Here is a 22519-nt window from a genome sequence, read left to right as displayed (position 1 = left end):
ACCAGCCCTCGGGCCTGTCCCTCGGCTGCCGTTTCGTCGTTTCATCAGGAGATTGAAGCCATTCGTAGACCAATGAGAGCCATGCCGGCCCCGCAGAAGGACGGGCCGCGCGCCAACCGGGACATCCGCGGTGTCCGCGAAGTCCAGCTCATCGACGATACCGGGCAGAACCGTGGCGTCGTCGCCTTTTTCGATGCCTTGGCCATGGCCGAGGAGGCAGGCCTCGACCTCGTCGAGATCGCACCGAACTCCGTTCCTCCCGTCTGCAAGCTCCTTGATTACGGCCGCTTCCGCTTCAACGAGCAGAAGAAGCAGAACGAGGCCCGCAAGAAGCAGAAGACGGTCGAGGTCAAGGAGATCAAGCTCCGTCCCGGCATCGACAAGCACGATTACGATACCAAGATGAAAGCCGTTCAGCGGTTCTTCGAGGAAGGCGACAAGGTCAAGGTGACCCTTCGATTCCGTGGCCGCGAGATGGCCCACCAGGATATCGGTCTGCGCCTGCTCGAGCGGGTCAAGAACGAGACCCAGGAGATTGCCAAGGTCGAAAGCGAGCCGATGCTCGAGGGCCGCCAGATGATCATGATCCTGGCTCCGCGCTGAGGCGCGATCGACAGCGTGTATAGTTGAAACATGCCGCTTCCTTCTCGGATGCGGCATTTTCATTTGTTCACACATCGAGGGTTCGGCAGGCCATCACCTCCAGAGGAGGCAATGGCCGAGAGGATGTCATTTCACCACCGACACCTGCGCGTCGCCCTTGCGGCGTAGGACGTTGACGGTGACGTCGTCGCCATAGCGCTGCAGGCGCAGATCGATCCGCGACTCTCCGAGCTTCAGGTTGAAGATCGACACGCCGTCGAGGAAGCTCGGCAGCGTCGGGTTCTTCAGTCGGATACGGTTGCGGTCGTGCTGGAGGTCGAGGCCGATGCAAGCCGCCAGGAAGGCGAAGGGAGCCGCCGCCGCCCAAGCCTGCGGCGAGCAGGCGACCGGGTAGGAGACCGGCCCGCGCTGCTTGCGTCGCATGAAGCCGCAGAACAGCTCCGGCAGGCGCTTCTGCTCCTGGTAGAGGGCGGTATCGAACATACCCTCGAAGATCCTGGCCGCCTCACGCTTCAGGCCATATTGTGCCAGCCCCAGGGCGATCATCGCGTTGTCGTGCGGCCAGATCGAGCCGTTGTGGTACGACATTGGATTGTATCGGGCCTCGCCACGGGCGATGGTCCGTACGCCCCAACCGTTGAAGCCATCTTTCGAAAGGAGATTGGCGGCGACGCTTGCGGCCCGTTCCGGCAGTGCAATTCCCGTGAAGAGCGCGTGGCCGGCATTGGACGAGCGCACGGCGCATTGCTTTTTCTCGCCGTCTAGAGCCAGCACGTAGGTTCCGATCTCCTCGTTCCAGAACGCGGCGTCGAAGGCCGCCCGAATGGCCTTGGCCTCGGCCGAGAGGCGCTCGGCCATGTCGTCGTGCCCGAGAAGCGAAGCGAGCTTCGCCATGCCTTTCTTGGCGGCATAGACGTAGCCCTGGACCTCGCAAAGCGCGATCGGACCCTTGGCGAGCTGGCCGTCGGTGTGGAAGATCGAATCGTGGCTATCCTTCCAGCCCTGATTCTCCAGACCCTTGTCGGTGTCGCGGGCATATTCGACGAAGCCGTCGCCGTCGCGGTCGCCGAACTTGTCCATCCATTCGAGGGCAAGTTCGAGGGCCGGCCAGATGTTCGAGATCGTCGCGAGGTCGCCTGTGACGGCGTAGTACTCCGAGGCAAGCATCACGAAGAGCGGCGTACCGTCGATCGTACCGTAATAGTGGCGGAACGGCACCTCGCCGAGCATCGCCATCTCGCCGCGTCGGGTCTCGTGCAGCACCTTGCCGGGCTGCGCGTCGGCGGCCGGATCGATCGCCTTCGCCTGGGTCGAGGCGAGGTAGCCGAGTACGCCCTTGCCGAAATTCGGGTCGATCCAGAGGGCCATCATCGCCGTGATGATGCCGTCGCGCCCGAACACGGTTGAGTACCAGGGGATGCCGGCGAAGGGGTAGATGCCCTCCGGCGTGCGGCTTGCCAGCATGTAGAGGTCGGCGGTAGCCCGGCAGGCCGCTTCGTTGAACTGGTCGTTCGACGAGATGATGGTGGTGATGCCGGCGGTCAGCGCCCGGAGATCGCGGCGCGAATCGCGGTAGGCGCGTGCGAAGATGACGCCCTCCGCGAGGCCCCGCGGATGGCGCGTACCGGGATTGCTGCCTGCCGCCCGCGAGAGGCCGGCGGCGGCATCCTCGCCGACCTGCTGCGTCGCTGGAGCGCTGGTGAACGCTCGGTGGCACTCGAAGACCGTACGGATGAACAGGGACGTCCTCCCGCCCGGCGCGAGGGTGACGTCAAACGTTACCCGTCCCGGTGCGATCTCCTGGGGCTTCGGCCCGAAATGCAGGCTGGTCGTCCGCACCATCTCGTCGAGTCCGACATAGCGGAACTGGACTTCGCTATCGCTCGCGACCTGAACGCTGCGCTTGCCGCGATGGGTGCGGGCGGTGCCGCGGACCTCGAACAGGTCCCTGTAGTCGGCATCGAAGGAAAGGGCGATGCGAAGCCGCCGCGTCCTCGAATCGTAGTTGCGCAGGCCGATGCGGTCGTAGCAGGTGCCCTTGAAGAGAAACTTGGTCCGCTCGATCGCGATGAGCTCGCGCGGGATCGTCGTTTCGTCATGGGCGTCGACCCGGATATCCGGCGTCGTCATATCGACGCTCAGGGCGCCGTTATCGTCCTGCATCACCGAGGAGAGCAGCAATGGGCGCTGGTCCTCGATGGTGAAGTGCAGGCGCGAGAGGTAGCGGGTATCCTGAAAGTACAGGCCCTCGGGACCCGGCAGCACGCCGATATCGCCGTAGCTGTCGAGCACGGCGAAGGCTTCACCGTATTTCAGCGAACGGAGCGGACGCTCGACGAGCGAGGTCTGAGCCTCGATATGATATTGCGGCAGGACGTCGTCGGCGTCCTGGAAACCCCTGGTGCCACCGGAGTCAAGAAGCGAGTCCGAGGCGCTCAGCGCCGTTGCCGTGAAGTCGTCCACCGCCATGCTCGCGCGTCTCCTGAAGAACGAGGACTTGTCCCGAAGGACGAGGACTTGGGTCGAAGGTCGCGAATCGAAAGGCCGCCACCTCGCTGCGAGCGATGCGGCGGCCCTTCAGGGCAGTGTCAGTGAGCCGTCGAGACGACTTTCGCAACCCCCGACCCGTCTGGGAAGGGCGTTGCAAGGCCGATGCCGGGAGCGTCAGGCCGGCATTGCGGCAGCGGCCAGTGAAGGCCGCGACGAGCCGTTGAGCTCGCCGAAATGGGGCGCGAAGGACGGTACGCTCGACGGGACCGTGATAAAGTCCGGCTTGCCCGCAAGAAGCTGCTCGTAGGCGGCGACGTATTTCTTCACCATGCGCTCGGCGGTGAACTGGGTCTCGAAGTGACGGCGAACGCCTGCGCGACTCATGGTTTTCACTTCGTGAACCGCCGCAACCGCGTCATCCATCGTATCGCACAGCACGCCGCTGACGCCGTCGGCGATCACCTCAGGCACAGATCCGTTGCGGAACGCGATCACGGGCGTTCCGGCAGACATCGCCTCGATCATCACGAGGCCGAAGGGCTCGGGCCAATCGATCGGGAAAGCCAGCGCCAGAGCGTTGCCGAGGAAGTCCTTCTTCTGCTCCTCGTTGATCTCGCCGATGAATTCGATCAGCGGGTTGTGGATCATCGGTTCGATGACCTCGTCCCAGTAATCCTTGTCGGCCTTGTCGACCTTGGCGGCGATCTTCAGCGGCACGCCTGCGCGAATTGCCATATCGATGGCGCGGTCGGGACGCTTCTCTGGAGAAATGCGGCCGAGGAAGGCGAGGTAGCCGCCTTTCGCCTCTGGGTGGAAAGGGCAGTTCTCGGAAGGCAGACCATGATGGATGGTCGAGAGCCAATTCACGGTCGGCGGCATCGGCTCGCGCTGATTGTCGGAGATCGACACCAGCGGCATGCCCGTGAAGGTGCGGTAGACCGGCATGAAGTCAGGCACGTCAAGACGGCCGTGCATCGTGGTCAAGCACTTATGATTCAGATCTTCGAACATCGGGTACTGAAGCAGATCGATGTGGAAGTGAAGCACATCGAACTCGTGCGCCCGGCGGCGTACTTGATGCAGCATCGCGAGATGGCTCGCGGTATGATCGCGATATCCGAGCAGACGCAAGCCTTCCGGAGTGCAGGCTGCGAGCTTTGCCGAAGTCTCCGAATCACCGCTGGCGAACAGGGTGACGTCGTGTCCCTGACGGACCAGTTCTTCCGTGATCCATGATACGACACGCTCTGTGCCGCCGTAGAACTTCGGAGGGACTGCCTCCGAGAGCGGAGCGATCTGGGCAATGCGCACGAAGTGTCTCCTGTGAGGTCGAATGTTGCGCCGACCTAACGCGATCCGGCCTGAGTGGGACATGAACGAAACCGACAGCCAAGGTTATGGTTCCGCACCGCACCAGACCGCCAGGAGCTTTTTACTTTTCTCCCACGATGTCCCCGAAATCCCGCCTTTATCGTGAGCGGCGATGCAGGAACGCGGCCAGCGCCGGAATGGTCTCAGCGTCTGGCATTGAATGCGCGTCCCTTTTCTGTCATACGCCCCCTCGCGTTGAACCGCCCGGCCGATCAGGGCTGCCGTGGCGGTTCGTGCTGCTCCATCAGAAGCATCAATCGAGCGCGTGTCTCCGGTCCTTCCCGGCCCGGACGGCATTCGCATCAGGAGAGCCAAATGCCCAAGCTGAAGACGAAGTCGGGCGCCAAGAAGCGCTTCAAGATCACCGGGACCGGTAAGGTCATGTACGCCCAGGCCGGCAAGCGGCACGGGATGATCAAGCGGACGACGAAGCAGATCCGCAACCTGCGTGGCACCACCACCCTGTTCGAGGGCGATGCCGCCAACGTGAAGAAGTATTTCCTGCCCAACAGCCGGTAATTCTTCGCCAGCCGATACTGTTTTCTAATCCAGGAGATCGACCATGGCCCGCGTCAAACGCGGCGTGACCAGTCACGCGAAGCACAAGAAAGTCCTGAAGGCAGCCCGCGGCTATTATGGCCGCCGCAAGAATACAATCCGCATCGCCAAGCAGGCGGTCGAAAAGGGCATGCAGTATGCCTACCGCGATCGCAAGAATAAGAAGCGCACCTTCCGCGCTCTCTGGATCCAGCGCCTCAACGCGGCTGTCCGCGAGCACGGCCTGACCTATTCGCGCTTCATCGACGCCCTGGCGAAGTCCGGCATTGTCGTCGACCGCAAGGCGCTGTCCGAGCTTGCCATCCACGAGCCGGCGAACTTTGCCGCCGTGGTGGAAAAGGCAAAGGCTGCCATCACCGCAAAGGCCGCCTGAGGCGTCTCACGCCCTCGCGACGTCTGCTTCGAGAGGCGCGGCCCGTTGAGGTGCCGCGCCTTCTCGTTTTCTGGGCCCAAGTCATTTAACTCCCGCGCCGGGACCCGTTCCGTCGAACCTGCCGAGCTTCACGCGATGACCGAACTCGATAGCCTTGAACGCGACCTTCTCGACCAGGTGGATGCGGCTGCCGACGAAGCGTCTCTGGATGCCGTTCGCGTGGCGGCTTTGGGCAAGAAGGGCTCGGTCTCCGAACTGCTCAAGACCCTAGGCGCCATGAGCCCCGAGGAGCGTAAGGAGCGTGGGCCCCTTATCAACGGCCTGCGAGACCGGGTTCAGAACGCGATCGGCCAACGCCGCGAGGCGATGGCGGAAGCGGCGCTCGAAGCTCGTCTCTCGACCGAGCGCGTGGACGTCACCCTGCCCGTGCGCGAGGCGCCAGAGGTGAGGGGGCGCATCCATCCGATCAGCCAGGTGATGGACGAGGTCACGGCGATCTTCGCCGATATGGGCTTCTCCGTAGCCGAGGGGCCAGACATCGAGACCGACGACTACAACTTCACGGCGCTCAACTTCCCGCCAGGCCATCCGGCCCGCGAGATGCACGACACTTTCTTCCTTGCCCCCGACCGCAATGGCCAGCGCAAGGTGCTACGCACCCATACCTCGCCGGTGCAGATCCGGACGATGCGCTCGCAGGAGCCGCCGATCCGCGTGATCTGCCCTGGCCGCACCTATCGCCACGATTCCGACCAAACCCACACGCCGATGTTCCATCAGGTCGAGGGGCTCGTCATCGACAAGGCGGCGAACATCGCGAACCTGAAATGGGTGCTTGAAGAGTTTTGCCGCGCCTTCTTCGAGGTCGACGCGGTCAAGATGCGGTTCCGGCCGTCCTTCTTCCCCTTCACCGAGCCCTCGGCGGAGGTCGACATCCAATGTTCGCGCAAGGGCGGCGAGATCCGCTTCGGCGAGGGTACCGATTGGCTCGAGATCCTCGGCTGCGGCATGGTCCATCCGAACGTGCTGCGGAATTGCGGGCTCGACCCCGATGCGGTCCAGGGCTTCGCCTTCGGCGTTGGCATCGACCGGATCGCAATGCTCAAATACGGCATGCCGGACCTGCGCCCGTTCTTCGAGGCCGACGTCCGCTGGCTGGACCATTACGGCTTCCGTCCGTTGGACATTCCGAGCTTGGTGAGCGGGCTGACGGGTTGAAAGCCGATCTTTGGGGGAGATCTGCCCGCTGCGCCGGAAGCGGAATTCCCTCAAGCTTCCGTCTCATCCGGGGTGTTGAGCGACAAAGATAAACTCCAAGATCGCAAGCTGCTCGCGGTTCTGCTGATCGCCGAGAACTGGGCTCCATGAGCCGAAGGTCGAACCGATGAAATTCACTCTCTCCTGGCTCAAGGAACACCTCGAAACCGAGGCCTCCCTCGACACCGTCGCCGAGACGCTGACGCGGATCGGCCTGGAGGTCGAGGGGATCGAGGACAAGGCGGCCGACCTGAAGCCTTATGTGGTCGCGCGCATTCTCAGCGCCGAGCAGCATCCCAATGCCGATCGCCTGCGGGTCTGCAGCGTCGATGCAGGCGGAGGGACGCCGGTTCAGGTGGTCTGCGGCGCGCCCAACGCCCGGGCCGGCCTGATCTCCGTCTTCGCCCCGCCGGGTACCTACGTGCCGGGTAAGGACATCACCTTGTCGGTCGGCACCATCCGCGGCGTCGAAAGCCGGGGCATGCTGTGCTCGGGCGCCGAGCTCGGTCTCGGCGACGATCACGACGGCATCATGGAGCTTCCCGACGACGCCTCCGTCGGCGAGCCCTACGCGCTCTATGCCGGCCTCGACGATCCGGTCATCGAGATCAACCTCACGCCGAACCGGCCCGATTGCACGGCAGTCACCGGCATCGCCCGCGACCTCGCTGCCACCGGCCTCGGCAACCTCAAGCGCGAGCCGCTGCGCCCGGTGAGAGGCGAGGGCGCCTGCACGGTTCCGGTGAAGCTCGACTTCGCCCCCGAAGACCGCGACCTCTGCCCGCTCTTCGCCGTGCGTCTCGTCCGCGGCGTCCGCAACGGCCCCTCGCCGGACTGGATGCAGGCGCGGCTGCGCGCCGTCGGCCTCCGCCCGATCAACGCCCTCGTCGACATCACGAACTACATCACACTCGATCGGGGCCGGCCGCTCCATGTCTTCGATGCCGCCAAAGTGAAGGACGGCCTCACGGTCCGCCGCGCGCGAGACGGCGAGGAACTGAAGGCCCTCGACGGCAAGACCTACCAGCTCGATCCAGAGATGGTGGTGATCGCCGATGCGGACGGCCCGGAATCCATTGCCGGCATCATCGGCGGCGAAGCCAGCGGTTGCGACGCCGGCACCGTCGATGTCCTGGTGGAATCCGCACTGTGGGATCCCCTGAACATCGCCCGCACCGGGCGTCGGCTCGGTGTGGCGACCGATGCGCGCTATCGCTTCGAGCGCGGCGTCGATCCGATCTTCGCGCTTCCGGGCCTCGATCTTGCCACCCGCATGATCCTCGATCTTTGCGGGGGCAGTGCCGGCGAGGCCCTCGTGTTCGGCGAACCACCGGAGATCGACCGGATTATCGATTTCCCCTGGTCCGAAACCCGTCGCCTCGCCGGGATCGAATTGTCGCGTGCCGAAATGAAGGTCACCCTGGAGACCCTCGGCTTCCACGTCTCGGGGTCGGGCGATCGCGTCAAGGTTCTTCCTCCGTCCTGGCGCCCCGACATCGGCGGCAAGGCCGATCTCGTCGAGGAGATCATCCGCATCGCTGGCCTCGACCAGATCACCCCGAAGCCCCTGCCGAAGGTCATGGAGGTCGGCAAGCCTGCCCTCACGGTGCTGCAGAAGCGCACCCGGCTCGCCAAGCGAGACCTCGCCAGCCGCGGCCTCGTCGAGGCGGTGACATGGTCTTTCATCGGCCATGACGACGCGGTCCTGTTCGGGGGCGGCAATGCCAACCTGGCACTGGCCAACCCGATCGCCGCCGATCTCTCCGACATGCGCCCGAGCCTGGTGCCGGGCCTCCTGCGCGCCGCGCAGCGCAACGCCGACCGCGGTTATGGCGACGTCGCTCTTTTCGAGGTCGGCCAATGTTTCGCGGACGACCAGCCCGAGGGCCAGACTATGCGGGCGGCGGCCATCCGGCGGGGCAGCGCGGGACATGCCGGTGCCGGTCGCCACTGGGACGGTGCGGCTCCAAGCGTCGACGTCTTCGCGGCGAAAGCCGACGCCATGGCCCTGCTCGCCAGCCTCGGTGTTCCCACGAGTGGCTTGCAGGTGGTCGCCGGCGGTCCGTCCTGGCTCCATCCCGGCCGTTCGGGCACTCTCCAGTTCGGACCTAAGATCATCGTCGGTCATTTTGGCGAAATCCATCCGCGCACGATGAAAGCCCTTGATCTCAAGGGTCAGGTCGTCGCCTTCGAGATCGTCCTCGATGCGGTGCCGCTGCCGAAATACCGGCCGACCAAGGTCAAGCCGCTACTCGCCCTGTCCGATTTCCAGCCGATTTCGCGCGATTTCGCGTTCATCGTCGGCCGCGACGTGCCGGCTGGCGATGTCCTGAAGGCAGCGCAGGGCGCCGAACGCAAGCTGATCGCCGACGTGACCGTCTTCGACCTCTACGAGGGCGTCGGCATTCCGGAGGGCTCGAAGTCAGTGGCCATCGCCGTCCGGCTTCAGCCGGTGGAGCGGACCCTCACGGATGCCGAGATCGAGGAGGTGAACTCCCGCATCGTCGCGGAGGTCTCGCGCAAGACCGGCGCGACTTTGCGCTCTTGAGACGCGAGCCGGCATGATCGATCCGATCCTCGTAGCCGAACTCTCGGCCGCGAAGCACTTGCCGGTGACGGCACTGCGCCGTGCGCTGGCGGCACCGGAGACCATCGCCGAGCCGGTTTTGCGCGTCGTTGAGGCGGCGGCCGACGAGGCTGAGCTCCAGGACGAAGATTACGACCTCCTGTTCTGGGGGCTGCACGTCCTGGCGGCGGCACGCGAAACCCGCGCCTTTCCTCCACTGATGCGGCTGCTACGCCTCGATGGCGAAAGCCTCGACGCGATCCTGGGCGACGCGGTGACGATCACCCTCGCCAAGGTGATCGCGAGCGTGTTCGACGGCGACGTCGCGGCACTCCACCGACTTCTCCTCGACAGCACGACGGATTCCTTCGTCTTCTACGAGGCCTTCACGGCCCTCGTCTTCCTAACCCACGAGGGCCAGGTTGACCGGCATCAGTCCCACGATCTGCTGGTACGGTTCGATGACAAGCGCGTTGCGATCGAGGGCGAGATGGGGTGGGTCGGCTGGGAGGAGGCGATTGCGCTTCTCGGCTTTGCCGACCTCGCGCCCCGTGCCGAAGCCGCCCGCCGCGACGGGAGGATCACCAACGAGTTCAGCGACGCCGCCTGGTTCAGGACGACCCTGCGTCAGGCGCTCGCCAGGCCCGAAGACCGCGAGCGCTTCGATCCGCGCCGCTACGGCACCCTCGACGATCCGGTCGCGGAGCTCGCCTGGACAGCGGAGGATGCCGGCCAGCCTCAGCGCAACCCGTTGAAGGATGTCGGCCGCAACGATCCCTGCCCCTGCGGCAGCGGCAAGAAGTTCAAGAAATGCTGCCTCGGGGCGATGCCGGCCTGATCAGCCAGCCTGCATCCGTCCGAGACTGTCCGCCACCTCGACCATGGGCGGCCGAGCCCCTGGATCGCGCAGGAGGCAGGCACGTTCCACCTCGCGCAACGCGTCGCTCTCAACGTCGCACCGATCCAGCAACTCGCCGAGCAGCAGGCCGAAGGCACGCACGTCGAGACGTTTCAGGCTTTCACCTGCCTCGCCCGTCGGCAGCGAGGAGGCCGCACCGAAATCGCTGAGGACCGCCGCGCCTTTCGTGCCGTCCCACAGGATGTTGTGAGCGTAGAGGTCGCCGTGGAGCAGCCCGCGGGCATGCAGATGTGCCGCCGCCGAGGCGACATCGCAGGCGATCCGCAGGGCCGTCGCAGGCGGGAAGCGCAGGTCGGGCGCATAGACATCACGGCTGCAGCTCTCGAGACTCGGAGGGCCGGCGAGGACGCGCCATTCCGCCGGCAGGAGCGGCATGACCAGACCCTCGATGCCGAGGGGATGATCGATCACCCGGCCGATGGCGCCGGTGAGGCTGGGATGCGGTCCCGCGGCGAGGCAGGCCGCCATCTCGCGCTCCGGCAGCCCGTCGCTGGTCATCGCACACTTGAACAGCTTCACGGCGACCGGCCGCTCGGAGCCATCTGAGCGCCATAAAGCGCGATGGACGAGCCCGGACGCGCCTTCGCCGAGCCGCTCGCGAAGGTCGAGGTCGCGCCAGGGGATCAGCTTCGCCGATCCCGGTATCGTCCCTTGGTCGAAAGGATTCCCGGCCAAGGAGATCCAGGCGAGGCTCGGATTCGTCGCGATCCAGGCGGGCACCTCGTCGAAGAGGTTGGCAGCCAAGCGGATCAGTTCGAGGTTCGGTGCAGCAGCGAGGTTTTGCGGGATCGCCTTCAGGCGGTTGCCGGACAGCATCAGCTTCTGGAGGAGGGGGCGCTCGCCGAGTGCATCTGGGAGCTCGGCGATCCAGTTGTCGGTGAGCGTGAGCCAGCGCAGGCGCGGCGGCAGGGCTTCGGCAGGCACCTCCCGCAACCCGGTGCCGCGAAAGCCGACCTGGCTGAGCGCGGCACAGTCGCCGAGTGCGGGCGGAAGCCGCTCGAAGCGATTGCCGGAGCAGAACAGGACCCGCAGCTTGCGTAGGCGCGCGATATCGTCGGGAAGTTCGGCCAGCGTGCCGCCGCTGAGGTCCAGCACCTCGAGGGTGTCGGACAATCCGAAGACCTCGCGCGGAAATTCGGCGAGATCCGGCAGCCGGAGTTCGCGGGCACCCGCCAGGTCGCCGCACCGAAGGGCGGCCAAGCGGTCGAGGATCGCCGCGGCCGTCACGTGGCGGCGCCGGTCAGTGGGTTCGCCTCGTCCCAGCCATAGTGCAGGGTTTCGAAACGCATGGCACGGGCATCGACCATGAGCAGCCGCCCGACCAGCGGCTCGCCGAATTCGGCAACCGCACGGATCACCTCCATCGCCATCAGCGAGCCCATGACGCCCGCGAGCGCTCCGAGCACACCGGCTTCGGCGCAGGCCGGCACGCTGCCGGGCGGCGGCGGGCTCGGGAACAGGCAACGATAGGTCGGGTTGGGCCGGCCATCCGCGGTTGTCTCATGGGCGCGGATCGTCGTCAGCGTCCCGTCGAACTGACCCAAAGCCGCCGTCACCAGGGGGCGCTTGGCGCGAAAGCACGCGTCCGAGACGGCGTAGCGAGTCGCGAAGTTGTCGGAGCCGTCGGCGACGACGTCATAATCGGCGATCAGCGTCTCGGCGTTCTCGGGCGTGAGGCGCATCGGATGGCCTTCAACGCGGACATGCGGGTTGAGGCGGCCGACCGCATCGGCGGCGCTCTCGACCTTGAGCCGGCCGAGATCCGGCGTGCCGTGGATCACCTGGCGCTGCAGGTTGGATAGAGAGACGGCGTCGTCGTCGACGATGCCGACGGTGCCGATGCCCGCCGCCGCGAGATACTGGATCAGCGGCGCTCCGAGGCCGCCGGCACCGACGACGAGAACTCGGGCCGCCTTCAGGCGCGCCTGCCCGGGCCCTCCGACCTCCCGAAGGACCAAGTGGCGGGCGTAGCGTTCGATCTCGTTGCCGGAGAGAGCCATGAGCGCCCCTTAGACCCTGGCGCCGCCGCCCGGAAGGCCCGGTTTGCCGCCGTACGCTCCTGCGCTATGCGAGAAAGGCTCTCGCAGGTTGGCCCCATGCCGCAATCGACGTCCGATCGTTTACCCGTCGCCCTGGCGCAGGCGCTGATCCGCTGCCCGTCCGTGACGCCGGAGGAGGGCGGTGCGCTTAGCCTGCTGGCCCAGACTCTCGTTGCCGCCGGATTTCAGGTGGAGCGTCCGGTCTTCTCCGAGCCCGGCACGTCGGACATCGAGAACCTCTACGCGCGCTTCGGCAGCGGCAGGCCCTACCTGCTCTTTGCCGGCCATACCGACGTGGTTCCTACCGGCGACTCCTCGGCTTGGCGTCACGGCCCGTTCGAGGGTGCGGTCGAGGACGGCGTGCTCTATGGCCGCGGCGCCGTCGACATGAAGGGCGGCATCGCCTGCATGCTCGCCGCTGCGCTCGCTTTCCTTGAGACGCGGGGCAGCGCCTTTGCGGGCTCGATCGGCTTTCTCATCACCGGAGACGAGGAGGGTCCGGCGGTGAACGGCACGGTGAAGCTGCTCGAATGGGCGAAGGCCCGCGGCGAGCGCTTCGACCATTGCATGCTCGGCGAGCCGACCAATCCCGGCCGGCTCGGGGAGATGATCAAGATCGGCCGACGCGGCTCACTCAGCGGCCGTCTTACCGTCCACGGCCGCCAGGGCCACGTCGCCTATCCGCACAAGGCCGAGAACCCGATCCCGGGCCTGCTGCGCCTCGCCTCCGCCCTCGTCGAGTCGCCGATCGATGGCGGCACTGCGCATTTCGACGCCTCGAACCTCGAATTCACGACGATCGACGTCGGCAACCCAGCCACCAACGTGATCCCGGCCTCGGCCAAGGCAGTATTTAACATCCGCTTCAACGAAGGTTGGACTGCCGAAACCCTGGGAGAGGAGATCCGCCGGCGACTCGATGCGGCAGCGGGGAACGCGGTGCGTTTCACCCTCGATCTGATGCCATCGAACTCGCCAGCCTTCCTCACCGAACCCGACACCTTCACCGACCTCGTCGCCGCCGCCATCGAGGCTGAGACCGGTCTGAGGCCGGCGCTCTCCACCACCGGCGGCACCTCGGATGCCCGCTTCATCAAGGATGCCTGTCCGGTCATCGAGTTCGGCCTCGTCGGCGAGACCATGCATCAGGTCGACGAATGCGTGGCGGTAGCGGATTTGGAGCGGCTCACGGCGATCTACCGCAGATTGCTCGACACTTACTTCGATTCGGAATTGTCGTAGTCGACACCCACGAAAGTCAGTCCCTGCGCGGGCGCCATCGGACCGCAGCGGCTTCGGTCGCGTGAAGCGAGGATGTCGGCGACGTGGTCGGCGCTGAGGCGCCGGCAGCCGGCCATCATGAGGGTTCCGACCATGGCGCGGACCTGGTGGTGCAGGAACGAGCGTGCCGCCGTGGCGATCACGATCTCCTCCATCAAGCCCATCTCCACCCGTGCCACGTCGAGGCTTTCAAGGGTGCGGATCGGGCTGGCGGCCTGGCATTCGGCGGCGCGGAAGGCGGTGAAGTCGTGGCGGCCCAGGAGCCGCTGCGCTGCGGCATGCATGAGATCGGGATCGAGCGCCCAGGGCACATGCCAGACATGGGCACGGGTCAGCGCCGCCGGACTGCGCCGGTTGAGGATGCGGTAACGATAGTGCCGCCGGATTGCCGAGTGGCGCGCGTCGAACTCGGGGGGAGCGATCTCGGCGCTGACGATCGAGACGGGAAGGGGCCGCAGATGGGCGTTCAGGGCGTCCCGCACGGTATCGGTGCGCCACGCTTTCTCCAGATCGAGATGAGCGACCTGATGGGTGGCGTGGACGCCGGCATCGGTTCGCCCGGCGCAGGTCAGGCGCGCGATCTCGCCGGAGAAGCGCGTCACCGCCGTCTCGATCGCGCCCTGCACGGTTGGGTCGTCGGCCTGGCGCTGCCAGCCGCAGAAGGGGGCGCCGTCATACTCGACGACGAGCTTGTAGCGCGGCATCAGGGGACCAGCCGCGCTCCCGGCACGAGCCGGGCGCCACGGACGAATTCCGCGCCGCTCGCGGTCCCGCCCTTGCCGGCCCGGCGGACCTCGACGAGACGCAGGGCGCCTTCGCCGCAGGCCGCCGTGCCGTCTTCGTCGATGAGCGCTCCCGGCGCTCCGGAGCCGGTCACCGCGAGCGCACGCAGTACCTTCACGCGCTCGGGGCCTTTGCCGAGATCGGCCTCGAAGAAGGCGCCGGGGGCAGGGGAGAGCCCGTTCACCTGACGGGCGATCTCTTCCGCCTGGCGGTGCCAGTCGATCCGGCATTCGCCATTGGTGATCTTGTGAGCGTAGACCACGCCGTCCTCCGCCTGGGGCGTGAACGACAGGCCGTTGCCGGCGAGCATCGCGAGGGCCCGCGCCATCAGGTCGGCGCCGAGCGGCATCAGCACGTCGTGCAACTCGCCCGCCGTGGTGCCAGGCGCGATCGGAACCCGCGTCTCCATCCCCACCGGCCCGGTATCGAGACCCGCCTCCATCCGCATCACGCCGATACCGGTCTCGGAATCGCCCGCCATCACGGCGCGCTGGATCGGCGCCGCGCCGCGCCAGCGCGGAAGCAGGGAGGCGTGGAGGTTGAGGCAGCCGCGGCGCGGCACGTCGAGGATGACTTGCGGCAGGATGATTCCGTAGGCGACCACCACGGCGACATCGGCATCGTGCGAGCGAAAGGTCTCGGCCGCCTCGGCGTCACGCAAGGTGTTCGGCGTCAGCACCGTAAATCCGAGGCGCTCGGCGAGGGCATGAACGGGCGAGGGGGTCAGGGCCATGCCGCGGCCTGCCTTGGCAGGCGCGCGGGTATAGACGGCGGCGATGTCGTGGCCGTCGTCCGACAGCCGCGCCAGAGTCGCCGCCGCGAAATCCGGGGTGCCCATGAACACGAGTCTCACTGGGCATCCCCCCTAAGGAAGCGCACGCTCAGGCCGCCTCGCCGCGCTTGGCTGCCTTGGCGAACTTCTTGGTCACCCGGTCACGCTTCAGTTTCGACAGGTGATCGATGAAAAGGATGCCGTTCAGATGATCGATCTCATGCTGGATGCAGGTGGCGAGCAGACCATCGGCCTCGATCTCCTGCTCCTTGTCGTCGAGGTCTCGGAACCGGACCCGGACCCGTTCCGGCCGCTCGACCTCGCCGTAATATTCGGGAATCGACAGGCAGCCCTCGTCGTAGACCCTCTTCTCTTCTGACGACCACACCACCTCGGGGTCGAGGAAGATCTGCGGCTGGCGCGCGTTCTCGTCCTTCGAAGTGTCGATCGTGACGACGCGCTTAGGTACGCCGATCTGGATCGCGGCGAGCCCTACCCCTGGGGCGTCGTACATCGTCTCCAGCATGTCCGAGACGAGACCGCGGATTTCCGTGATCACAACGCCGACCGGCTCGGAGACCAGCCGCAGCCGCGAATCCGGCAGGATGACGAGGGGACGAATGCTCATGACGCGGCCGGTGTTCGCAAAGGGAAGATACACGCGGATTGCTGGCCGGTCGGGGCCGCCGTCGCGTCCTCCCGCAGATAAGGATTGCCATGCAGGCGGTCAAATCCCGGCGAGGCTCGCCAGGAGGATACGCCTGCTCAGAAATTCGTCCGGCTGCGGATCGCCGCCGACAGGGTGCCGTCGTCGAGGTAGTCGAGTTCGCCGCCCACCGGCACGCCGTGAGCGAGACGTGTCACCGTCAGGCCGAGATGCTGCAGCGATTCCGTGACGTAATGGGCTGTCGTTTGGCCGTCGACGGTGGCGTTGAGCGCCAGGATGATCTCCTTCACGGCTGGGTCGCTCGCCCGCTCGACGAGACGTTCGATGTTGAGGTGCTCCGGGCGGACGCCATCGAGGGCCGAGAGGACGCCGCCGAGCACGTGGTAGCGCGCGCTCACCGCCCCCGACCGTTCCAGCGCCCAGAGGTCCGAGACGTCCTCCACCACGACGAGTATGGAAGGATCTCGTTTGACATCGGCGCAGATGGTGCAGGGCTCCGAGGTATCGACGTTGCCGCAAGACCGGCAGACGACGATCCGCTCGACCGCGACGCGCATCGCCTCGGCCAGGGGCGCCAGCAGCGTGTCACGCTTCTTGATGAGGCTGAGGGCGGCCCGGCGGGCGGAGCGCGGGCCGAGGCCGGGCATCCGCGCAAGAAGCTGGATCAGGCGCTCGATCTCGGGGCCGGCGACGGCTTGCGGCATGGTCATCCATGTGGAGGCGGAAGGGATCAAACCCTCAGATAGGGTGGCCGGCCCTGTGGCGACACCGGTCTGCCGTATCGATCGTTCATTGGCCGAAGCAAGCGGTCTTCTGCCTGTACAGTGTTCCGACAGGCGCGAAACATCAAAGAAATGGTCGGCTGACAATTCGAGACTATCGTCTACCGTCCGTGCGGCCGATCAATTGACGGCGTGTCTTTGCCGTCTATCCCAGTTCGATGAGCACGCGATGGGCGGAGAACCTGCGTGCGGCGGACCTGACCGACCGCGCGGACGCTCCATCGCACCAAGCCGGCTCTGCCGGCATGCGACAAACGCGATCAGGTGCCCGAGGAGTAACGACCATGACCAATATCGGTGAGTTCAACTCGGGCCACGGCGCCGAGGCGATCGGCCTGCGCAACCTGAAGGCCGTCCACTGGAACCTGGAGCCGCCGCGGCTCTACGAGGAGTCCCTCGGCCGCGGCGAAGCCAAGCTCGCACGCGGGGGCGCCCTCGTCGCCACAACCGGCAGCCATACCGGCCGCTCGCCCAAGGACAAGTTCGTGGTTCGCGACGCCGCGACCGAGAACGAGATCTGGTGGGAGAACAACGGCGCCATCACCCGCGAGCAATTCGACACGCTGTTCGAGGATTTCTTGAAGCATGCCGAGGGCCGAGAGCTGTTCGCGCAGGATCTCTACGGCGGCGCCGACCCGGCTCATCGCGTGAAGGCCCGCGTCTTCACGGAACTCGCCTGGCACTCGCTGTTCATCCGCAACCTCCTGATCCGGCCGGATCGCGAGGCGCTGACCTCCTACGTCCCGGACCTCACCATCATCGACCTGCCGAGCTTCGAGGCTCAGCCTCACCGCCATGGCTGCCGCTCGAAGACGGTGATCGCCATCGATTTCTCCCGCAAGATCGTCCTCATCGGCGGCAGCGCCTATGCGGGTGAGATGAAGAAATCGGTCTTCACCTACCTGAACTACGTGCTGCCGCGTAAGGGCGTGATGCCGATGCATTGCTCGGCCAATGCCGGGCTCGACGCCACCGGCGACTCGGCCCTGTTCTTCGGGCTGTCCGGCACCGGCAAGACCACGCTCTCCAACGATTCCTCGCGCCAGCTTCTGGGCGACGACGAGCATGGCTGGAGCAAGGACGGCATCTTCAACTTCGAGGGCGGCTGCTACGCCAAGACCATCCGCCTCTCGCGAAACGCCGAGCCCGAGATCTACGCCACCACCGAGCGCTTCGGCACGGTGATGGAGAACGTCGTGATCGATCCGGAAACCCGGGTTCCGGATTTCGACGACGGGTCGCTCACCGAGAACACCCGCTGCGCCTACCCTCTCGACTTCATCGCCAATGCGAGTGCGAGCGGGCGGGCCGGGCATCCGAAGAACATCGTGATGCTGACCTGCGACGCTTTCGGCGTGATGCCGCCGATCGCCAAGCTCACTGGCGCGGAGGCGATGTATCACTTCCTGTCCGGCTACACCGCCAAGGTGGCCGGTACCGAGCGCGGCCTGACCGCACCCGAGGCGACCTTCTCGACCTGCTTCGGCGCTCCGTTCATGCCGCGCCACCCGAGCATCTACGGCAACCTCCTGCGCGACCTCATCGCCCATCACCAGGTCGATTGCTGGCTCGTCAATACCGGCTGGACCGGCGGCGGAGTCGGCACCGGCCGGCGCATGCCGATCAGGGTCACGCGGCGCCTGCTCACGGCGGCGCTCGACGGTTCGCTGGCCCAGGCGCAATTCCGGCGCGATCCCTATTTCGGCTTCCAGGTGCCGACCTCGGTGCCGGGCGTCGAGCAGCACGTACTCTCGCCGGTCGATACTTGGAACAACAAGGCCGCCTTCGCCGACACCGCGACGCGCCTCGTCACGATGTTCCGGGAGAATTTCAAGCGGTTCGAGGCCCATGTCGACGCCGATGTCCGCGCCGCCGAGCCGGTGCGGGTGATCGCCGCCTGACGGACCTGTCATGGCAGCCTGGGCGAAGGCTCAGGCTGCCTTCTCGCTCATCGCTCGGCGGACCGTCGCGGCCGGCTGCTCGAGGGTATAGGGTTTGCCGAGCAGCCTGACATCGGCATCGACCCCGCCGTTATGGACGATCGCATTGCGCGAATAGCCCGTCGTGTAGAGCACATGCAGGTCTGGCCTGCGCCGCCGGGTCTCCTCGGCGAGCTTGCGGCCTTCGCAGTCGGGCATGACGGCGTCGGTGAACAGCAGCGAGACATCGGCGAAGCAGTCGAGGAGGCTCAGTGCGCCCATCGCGCCGTCGGGATGGACGATGGTGTAGTAAAGGTCGCGGAGCGCCTCGACGGCGACCCGGCGGACGTCGTCCTCCACCGCCCCGGTGATCTCCCGGCGTTTGCTCTCGGGAAGAGCAGCGAGCGCGACTTCGGGGAGCTTCGCCGGCTGGTCGAGACCGACAAGGCGTGAGAGATAGATCTTCACGTGCCCGCCGGACTGCTTCACGAAGCCGTAGACTTGGCTGAGGCCGGGTCCCGTGCTGCGGCCGACGCTCTTCCTCGTGAAGAAGGGATCGAAGGCACACTCGACCACGTCGGAGGTCATGCCCGAACCCATGTCGGTCACGGCGATCGTCACGTATTGCCCGGACGCCACGTCCGCGTAGCCTTCGCCATAGACCTCGTCGAGATGCGCGTTCGCCGTCTCTATCGTGAGGCGTCCGCCCTCCGGCATCGCGTCGCGAGCATTCAGGGCAAGGTTGAGGATGGCGCTTTCAAGGTGATTGCCCACGGCCTTCGTCCGCCGAAGGCCGGCCGCAAGGACCGTCTCCATCATGACGGCCTCGCCGAGGCTGCGCCGGAGCACTTCGGACATGTTGGCGATGAGTCGGTTGAGAGTCGGCGGCTCGGGCTGAAGGGGCTGCTTGCGAGCAAAGGCGAGGAGGCGCCGCTTCAGCGTCGCCGCCAGTCCCGTGCCTTCGAGGGCATGATCGATCTAGCGGTCGAGCCGGGTCTCTCCGTTTGCGAGCCGGAGCTTCATCGGGTCGAGGTTCCCAATGACGATCGCCAGCTTGTTGTTGAAGTCGTGCGCCCTGCCGCCGGTGAATTGGCCGAGCGCTTCCATCTTCTGCGCTTGCCCCAACTGGTCCTCGAGCACGTCGCGCTGGCGGGACGTGCTCGATGAGCGCGTGGTCTGACAAGGGCAGCCGTCGCGACCACGATGGCGACGATGAGGATCGGGTTCGCGATGATCGGCAGCGCGCTCCTGATCCCTCCTCGGCACTGAAAGTCGGGGATCGTCGGCGTACTTGCCGAGAGGTCGTCACTCATCAGGGGAAAGTCGAAGCACGTCGAAAAACGTGGTCGATTCACTCAAATCCAACAGCCGCAACTTTAAAAGCCGCGCTTTCGAGATTTTGATGAACGACGCGATAAACGCAGCGATGCTGCGAGCTTCACTTCGCCTGCCGAGAATGAGGCCGACCGATACTGCTGGACGGGCAGGCGAACGATCTCAGATCGTCGTGAAGATCTCAGAACAGCTTGAGACCGGGCGGGATCGGCAGATCCTTCGTGATCTCCGCCATGCGCTCCTGCATTGTGGTCTCGGCCTTGGTGCGGGCGTCGTTGACGGCGGCAACGATGAGGTCTTCGAGGATCTCGCGCTCGTCCGGCTTGAGAAGGTCGGGATCGAGCGCCACGCCCTTCATCGCGCCCTTGGCGGTCATGGTGACGCGTACCGCACCGCCGCCTGACGAACCGGAGACCTCCACCTGATCGAGCTCGTTCTGAAGCGAGGCCATCTTGTCCTGCATGGCCTGGGCCTGTTTCATGATTCCCATCAGGTCGCGCATGGTCTCGTGCTCCGGTTTGTTACGAGGTCCGACAGGACGGCATGTAGGGGAGGCCGACGAGCGCCGCTATACGTCGTCGGCGTCGGTCTCTGCCTCGCCGGTGGGGGCCGGTGGGGCCAGCGGCTCCGCGGTTTTGTCGCGGACATCGACGATTTGCGCCCCGGGGAAGCGCGACAGCACTTCGCGCACCAGGGGATGGGCCGCCGCATCCTGGTGGCGGACTTCAAGGGCAGCGCGGCTGCGTGATTCGAGGGTCGGCTCGCCAGGCTCCTTGGAGAGGGCGACGATCCAGCGCCGCCCGGTCCAGGCGTCGAGGGCACGGGCGAGGTCGTTGGCGATGCTCTGGCGGCCGCCATCGGCAAGCCGGAACTCGATGTGACCCTCTTCGAACCGCACGAGATGGATGGATCGTTCAAGCGCCATCTTGAGGCCGATGTCGCGCCGCGAATCGGCGAGGGCGACGACGTCCTCGAAGCGTCTGAGACGGGGGCCGCCCGCGTCCGTCGCCGGTTGGGCAGGAGCGGCGAAGGCCACCACCTGATCAGGTCTTGATGGCAAGGCCTGCGCGGCCGGTACCGCCACAGGGGACGCCAGGATCCCACCGCTCGACGCGATAGCCAATGGCGGCCGCGTGGCGATTTGCGGCGCTGGAGATGGATCCTCCGGCAGTGAACGCAGGGCCGGTGCCACGACGCCGTCCAGGCTCTCCGCCTTGAGCTTGCGCAAGGCCTCATCCGGTGTCGGCAGGTCGGCGGCATAGGCGAGACGCACCAGCGCCATCTCGGCTGCCGCGAGTGGCCGTGTCGCGCCCTGTATCTCGGGAATCGCCTTTAGCAGGATCTGCCACGTCCTCGACAAGGTTCGTATGGAGAGCTTGCCGGCGAAGGAACTGCCGCGCCCGCGCTCGGCTTCGCTCAGAGTCGGATCGGCCGCGACTGCCTCGGGTACGAGCTTCAGCCGCGTCACGAGGTGGGTGAAGCTCGCAAGATCCGAGATCACAACGGCAGGGTCGGCGCCGGATTCGTACTGGGAACGAAGCTCCGAGAAACAGGCCGGGATGTCGCCGCGCATGGCCGCTTCGAACAGATCGACGATGCGGCCGCGGTCGGCGAGCCCAAGCATGTCGCGCACGCTCGCGGCAGTGACGAAACCAGCCCCATGCGCGATGGCCTGATCGAGGAGCGAGAGCGCATCGCGGACCGAACCTTCGGCCGCGCGGGTGATGGCGGCAAGGGCCTCAGCCTCGGCCTCCACCTTCTCGGCTGCGCAAATGCGCGAGAGATGGGCCGACAGCGTCTCCGCCTCGACCCGACGCAGGTCGAAGCGCTGACACCGCGAAAGGATGGTTACCGGCACCTTGCGGATCTCGGTGGTGGCGAACACGAACTTGGCGTGCGGCGGCGGCTCCTCAAGCGTCTTCAGGAACGCGTTGAACGCGTTCGTGGAGAGCATGTGGACCTCGTCGATGACGTAGACCTTGTAGCGCGCCGAGACCGGCGAATAGCGGATGCCATCGATGATCGCGCGGATGTCGTCGACTCCGGTATGCGAGGCGGCGTCCATCTCCAGCACATCCATGTGCCGCGATTCCATGATCGCTCGGCAATGCCGCCCGAGTTCCGGCATGTGGATGGTCGGACCGGTATCGGTGTGGCCGTCGCGGACATAGTTGAGGCCGCGAGCAAGGATACGAGCGGTCGTCGTCTTCCCGACGCCACGGACACCCGTCAGCATCCACGCCTGCGGGATCCGGTTCGCCGAAAAGGCGTTCGCCAGGGTTTGCACCATGGCGCCCTGGCCGATCAGATCATCGAAATTCTGGGGTCGGTACTTGCGTGCGAGCACCCTGTAGGGTGTCGCTGCTGCCTGCTGTGGCGCGAAACCCGGAAGGCCCGGCGCCTCGCTCGGATTGCCGGAGGTCGCGTCCATGCCGCCTTGTTGTGTTTGCCGGTCCCTGCGGGGCAACCGCCCCATGGGGCAACCCGGATCGGGGCAGAATGGAAGGTGGGAGGCTGGACGAAGACCCGCTCGGTCTCGTTAGGGCTGCTTCCTTCCGGACCTGACCCGGTTGGCGAGTGAAACGTCCCTCGCCAACCTCCCGGTCCGTATATGGCTGGGGCGCTCGTGGAACGCAAGCACGACAAGCCCCTCGACCTGAGGCCTATTCGGCCTTGCGCTTGGTGATCGCAAAGGTCTTCGGGTCGAGGTCGAGATCGAACTGCTTCCCGTTTGCGTCAATCGCGTCGTCGACCTCGACCTCGTCGGATTCGACCTCGATCTTCTTCCACTTGGTGAAACCTTC

The 22519-nt window shown here is 65.9% G+C and carries 21 protein-coding genes and 1 other RNA gene; 8 read left to right on the top strand and 14 right to left on the bottom strand.

Translation table 11 applies throughout. From position 1 onward, the window contains the following. The first annotated feature begins 81 nt into the window (after positions 1 to 81). Complete coding sequence (infC, locus tag K2Y56_RS12905; RefSeq protein ID WP_292507836.1) at positions 82 to 603, top strand: translation initiation factor IF-3; 522 nt, start codon at positions 82 to 84, stop codon at positions 601 to 603. Between the two features lie 126 nt (positions 604 to 729). On the opposite strand, the gene K2Y56_RS12900 is transcribed toward infC, so the two are convergent. Then, positions 730 to 3072 carry a glycogen debranching N-terminal domain-containing protein gene (locus K2Y56_RS12900; RefSeq protein WP_292507834.1) on the bottom strand — a complete coding sequence of 781 codons (2343 nt, stop codon included), beginning with the start codon at positions 3070 to 3072 and terminating at the stop codon, positions 730 to 732. A 195-nt stretch (positions 3073 to 3267) separates the two neighbouring features. Beyond that, the gene (locus K2Y56_RS12895) at positions 3268 to 4404 is read right to left on the bottom strand and encodes a glycosyltransferase family 4 protein (RefSeq protein ID WP_292507832.1); all 1137 of its coding nucleotides are present in this window, start codon (positions 4402 to 4404) and stop codon (positions 3268 to 3270) included. Positions 4405 to 4779: 375 nt separating this feature from the next. On the opposite strand from K2Y56_RS12895, the gene rpmI reads away from it, so the two are divergent. The 5 genes from rpmI to K2Y56_RS12870 all read left to right on the top strand — a co-directional run bounded on the left by rpmI (position 4780) and on the right by K2Y56_RS12870 (position 10056). Next, positions 4780 to 4983, top strand: coding sequence for a 50S ribosomal protein L35 (gene rpmI, locus K2Y56_RS12890; protein ID WP_018044555.1), 204 nt, complete (start codon positions 4780 to 4782; stop codon positions 4981 to 4983). Between the two features lie 43 nt (positions 4984 to 5026). Continuing rightward, the gene (gene rplT / locus K2Y56_RS12885) at positions 5027 to 5395 is read left to right on the top strand and encodes a 50S ribosomal protein L20 (protein ID WP_292507830.1); all 369 of its coding nucleotides are present in this window, start codon (positions 5027 to 5029) and stop codon (positions 5393 to 5395) included. Positions 5396 to 5530: 135 nt separating this feature from the next. Continuing rightward, the gene (pheS, locus tag K2Y56_RS12880) at positions 5531 to 6613 is read left to right on the top strand and encodes a phenylalanine--tRNA ligase subunit alpha (RefSeq protein ID WP_292507828.1); all 1083 of its coding nucleotides are present in this window, start codon (positions 5531 to 5533) and stop codon (positions 6611 to 6613) included. A 166-nt stretch (positions 6614 to 6779) separates the two neighbouring features. Next, positions 6780 to 9200 (top strand): phenylalanine--tRNA ligase subunit beta, encoded by a 2421-nt coding sequence (gene pheT, locus K2Y56_RS12875; protein WP_292507825.1) that lies wholly within the window; start codon positions 6780 to 6782, stop codon positions 9198 to 9200. 16 nt (positions 9201 to 9216) lie between these two features. Next, positions 9217 to 10056, top strand: a complete 840-nt coding sequence (locus tag K2Y56_RS12870) for a DUF1186 domain-containing protein (protein WP_292508040.1) — start codon at positions 9217 to 9219, stop codon at positions 10054 to 10056. On the opposite strand, the gene K2Y56_RS12865 is transcribed toward K2Y56_RS12870, so the two are convergent. Next, positions 10057 to 11364, bottom strand: coding sequence for a leucine-rich repeat-containing protein kinase family protein (locus tag K2Y56_RS12865; RefSeq protein ID WP_292507824.1), 1308 nt, complete (start codon positions 11362 to 11364; stop codon positions 10057 to 10059). Continuing rightward, a complete protein-coding gene (gene moeB / locus K2Y56_RS12860) occupies positions 11361 to 12137 on the bottom strand; it encodes a molybdopterin-synthase adenylyltransferase MoeB (RefSeq protein ID WP_292507822.1) in 777 nt (258 codons plus the stop codon). The genes K2Y56_RS12865 and moeB overlap by 4 nt, the downstream gene beginning before the upstream one ends. 96 nt (positions 12138 to 12233) lie before the next feature. On the opposite strand from moeB, the gene dapE reads away from it, so the two are divergent. Continuing rightward, on the top strand, positions 12234 to 13418 hold the full coding sequence (gene dapE / locus K2Y56_RS12855; RefSeq protein WP_292507820.1) for a succinyl-diaminopimelate desuccinylase: 1185 nt from the start codon (positions 12234 to 12236) through the stop codon (positions 13416 to 13418). Here dapE and truA read toward each other — a convergent pair. The 4 genes from truA to recR form a co-directional block, all read right to left on the bottom strand. Beyond that, positions 13394 to 14161, bottom strand: coding sequence for a tRNA pseudouridine(38-40) synthase TruA (truA, locus tag K2Y56_RS12850; RefSeq protein WP_292507818.1), 768 nt, complete (start codon positions 14159 to 14161; stop codon positions 13394 to 13396). The genes dapE and truA overlap by 25 nt on opposite strands. After that, a complete protein-coding gene (fmt, locus tag K2Y56_RS12845) occupies positions 14161 to 15078 on the bottom strand; it encodes a methionyl-tRNA formyltransferase (RefSeq protein ID WP_292508037.1) in 918 nt (305 codons plus the stop codon). Before fmt ends, truA begins: the two co-directional genes overlap by 1 nt. A gap of 43 nt (positions 15079 to 15121) precedes the next feature. Then, the gene (gene def, locus K2Y56_RS12840; protein ID WP_292507817.1) at positions 15122 to 15640 is read right to left on the bottom strand and encodes a peptide deformylase; all 519 of its coding nucleotides are present in this window, start codon (positions 15638 to 15640) and stop codon (positions 15122 to 15124) included. A gap of 137 nt (positions 15641 to 15777) precedes the next feature. Beyond that, complete coding sequence (gene recR / locus K2Y56_RS12835) at positions 15778 to 16383, bottom strand: recombination mediator RecR (RefSeq protein ID WP_292507815.1); 606 nt, start codon at positions 16381 to 16383, stop codon at positions 15778 to 15780. A gap of 362 nt (positions 16384 to 16745) precedes the next feature. On the opposite strand from recR, the gene K2Y56_RS12830 reads away from it, so the two are divergent. After that, a complete protein-coding gene (locus tag K2Y56_RS12830; protein ID WP_292507813.1) occupies positions 16746 to 18362 on the top strand; it encodes a phosphoenolpyruvate carboxykinase in 1617 nt (538 codons plus the stop codon). 30 nt (positions 18363 to 18392) lie between these two features. On the opposite strand, the gene K2Y56_RS12825 is transcribed toward K2Y56_RS12830, so the two are convergent. The 6 genes from K2Y56_RS12825 to K2Y56_RS12800 all read right to left on the bottom strand — a co-directional run. Beyond that, positions 18393 to 19238, bottom strand: a complete 846-nt coding sequence (locus K2Y56_RS12825) for an ATP-binding protein (RefSeq protein WP_292507812.1) — start codon at positions 19236 to 19238, stop codon at positions 18393 to 18395. A gap of 120 nt (positions 19239 to 19358) precedes the next feature. Next, complete coding sequence (locus tag K2Y56_RS12820; protein WP_292507810.1) at positions 19359 to 19505, bottom strand: hypothetical protein; 147 nt, start codon at positions 19503 to 19505, stop codon at positions 19359 to 19361. A gap of 391 nt (positions 19506 to 19896) precedes the next feature. Further along, positions 19897 to 20217, bottom strand: a complete 321-nt coding sequence (locus K2Y56_RS12815; RefSeq protein ID WP_292507808.1) for a YbaB/EbfC family nucleoid-associated protein — start codon at positions 20215 to 20217, stop codon at positions 19897 to 19899. A gap of 66 nt (positions 20218 to 20283) precedes the next feature. Then, positions 20284 to 22146: a DNA polymerase III subunit gamma/tau gene (locus K2Y56_RS12810; protein WP_292507806.1), complete on the bottom strand. Its 1863-nt coding sequence runs from the start codon at positions 22144 to 22146 to the stop codon at positions 20284 to 20286. A 74-nt stretch (positions 22147 to 22220) separates the two neighbouring features. Continuing rightward, positions 22221 to 22317, bottom strand: an RNA gene (gene ffs / locus K2Y56_RS12805) — signal recognition particle sRNA small type. Between the two features lie 61 nt (positions 22318 to 22378). After that, the coding region (locus tag K2Y56_RS12800; RefSeq protein ID WP_292508035.1) for a PepSY domain-containing protein at positions 22379 to 22519 on the bottom strand (141 nt) is incomplete at its 5' end.

The organism is Methylobacterium sp., from assembly GCF_019745455.1.
Classification (GTDB): Bacteria; Pseudomonadota; Alphaproteobacteria; order Rhizobiales; family Beijerinckiaceae; genus Methylobacterium.
This window is presented reverse-complemented; position numbering and strand designations above follow the sequence as displayed.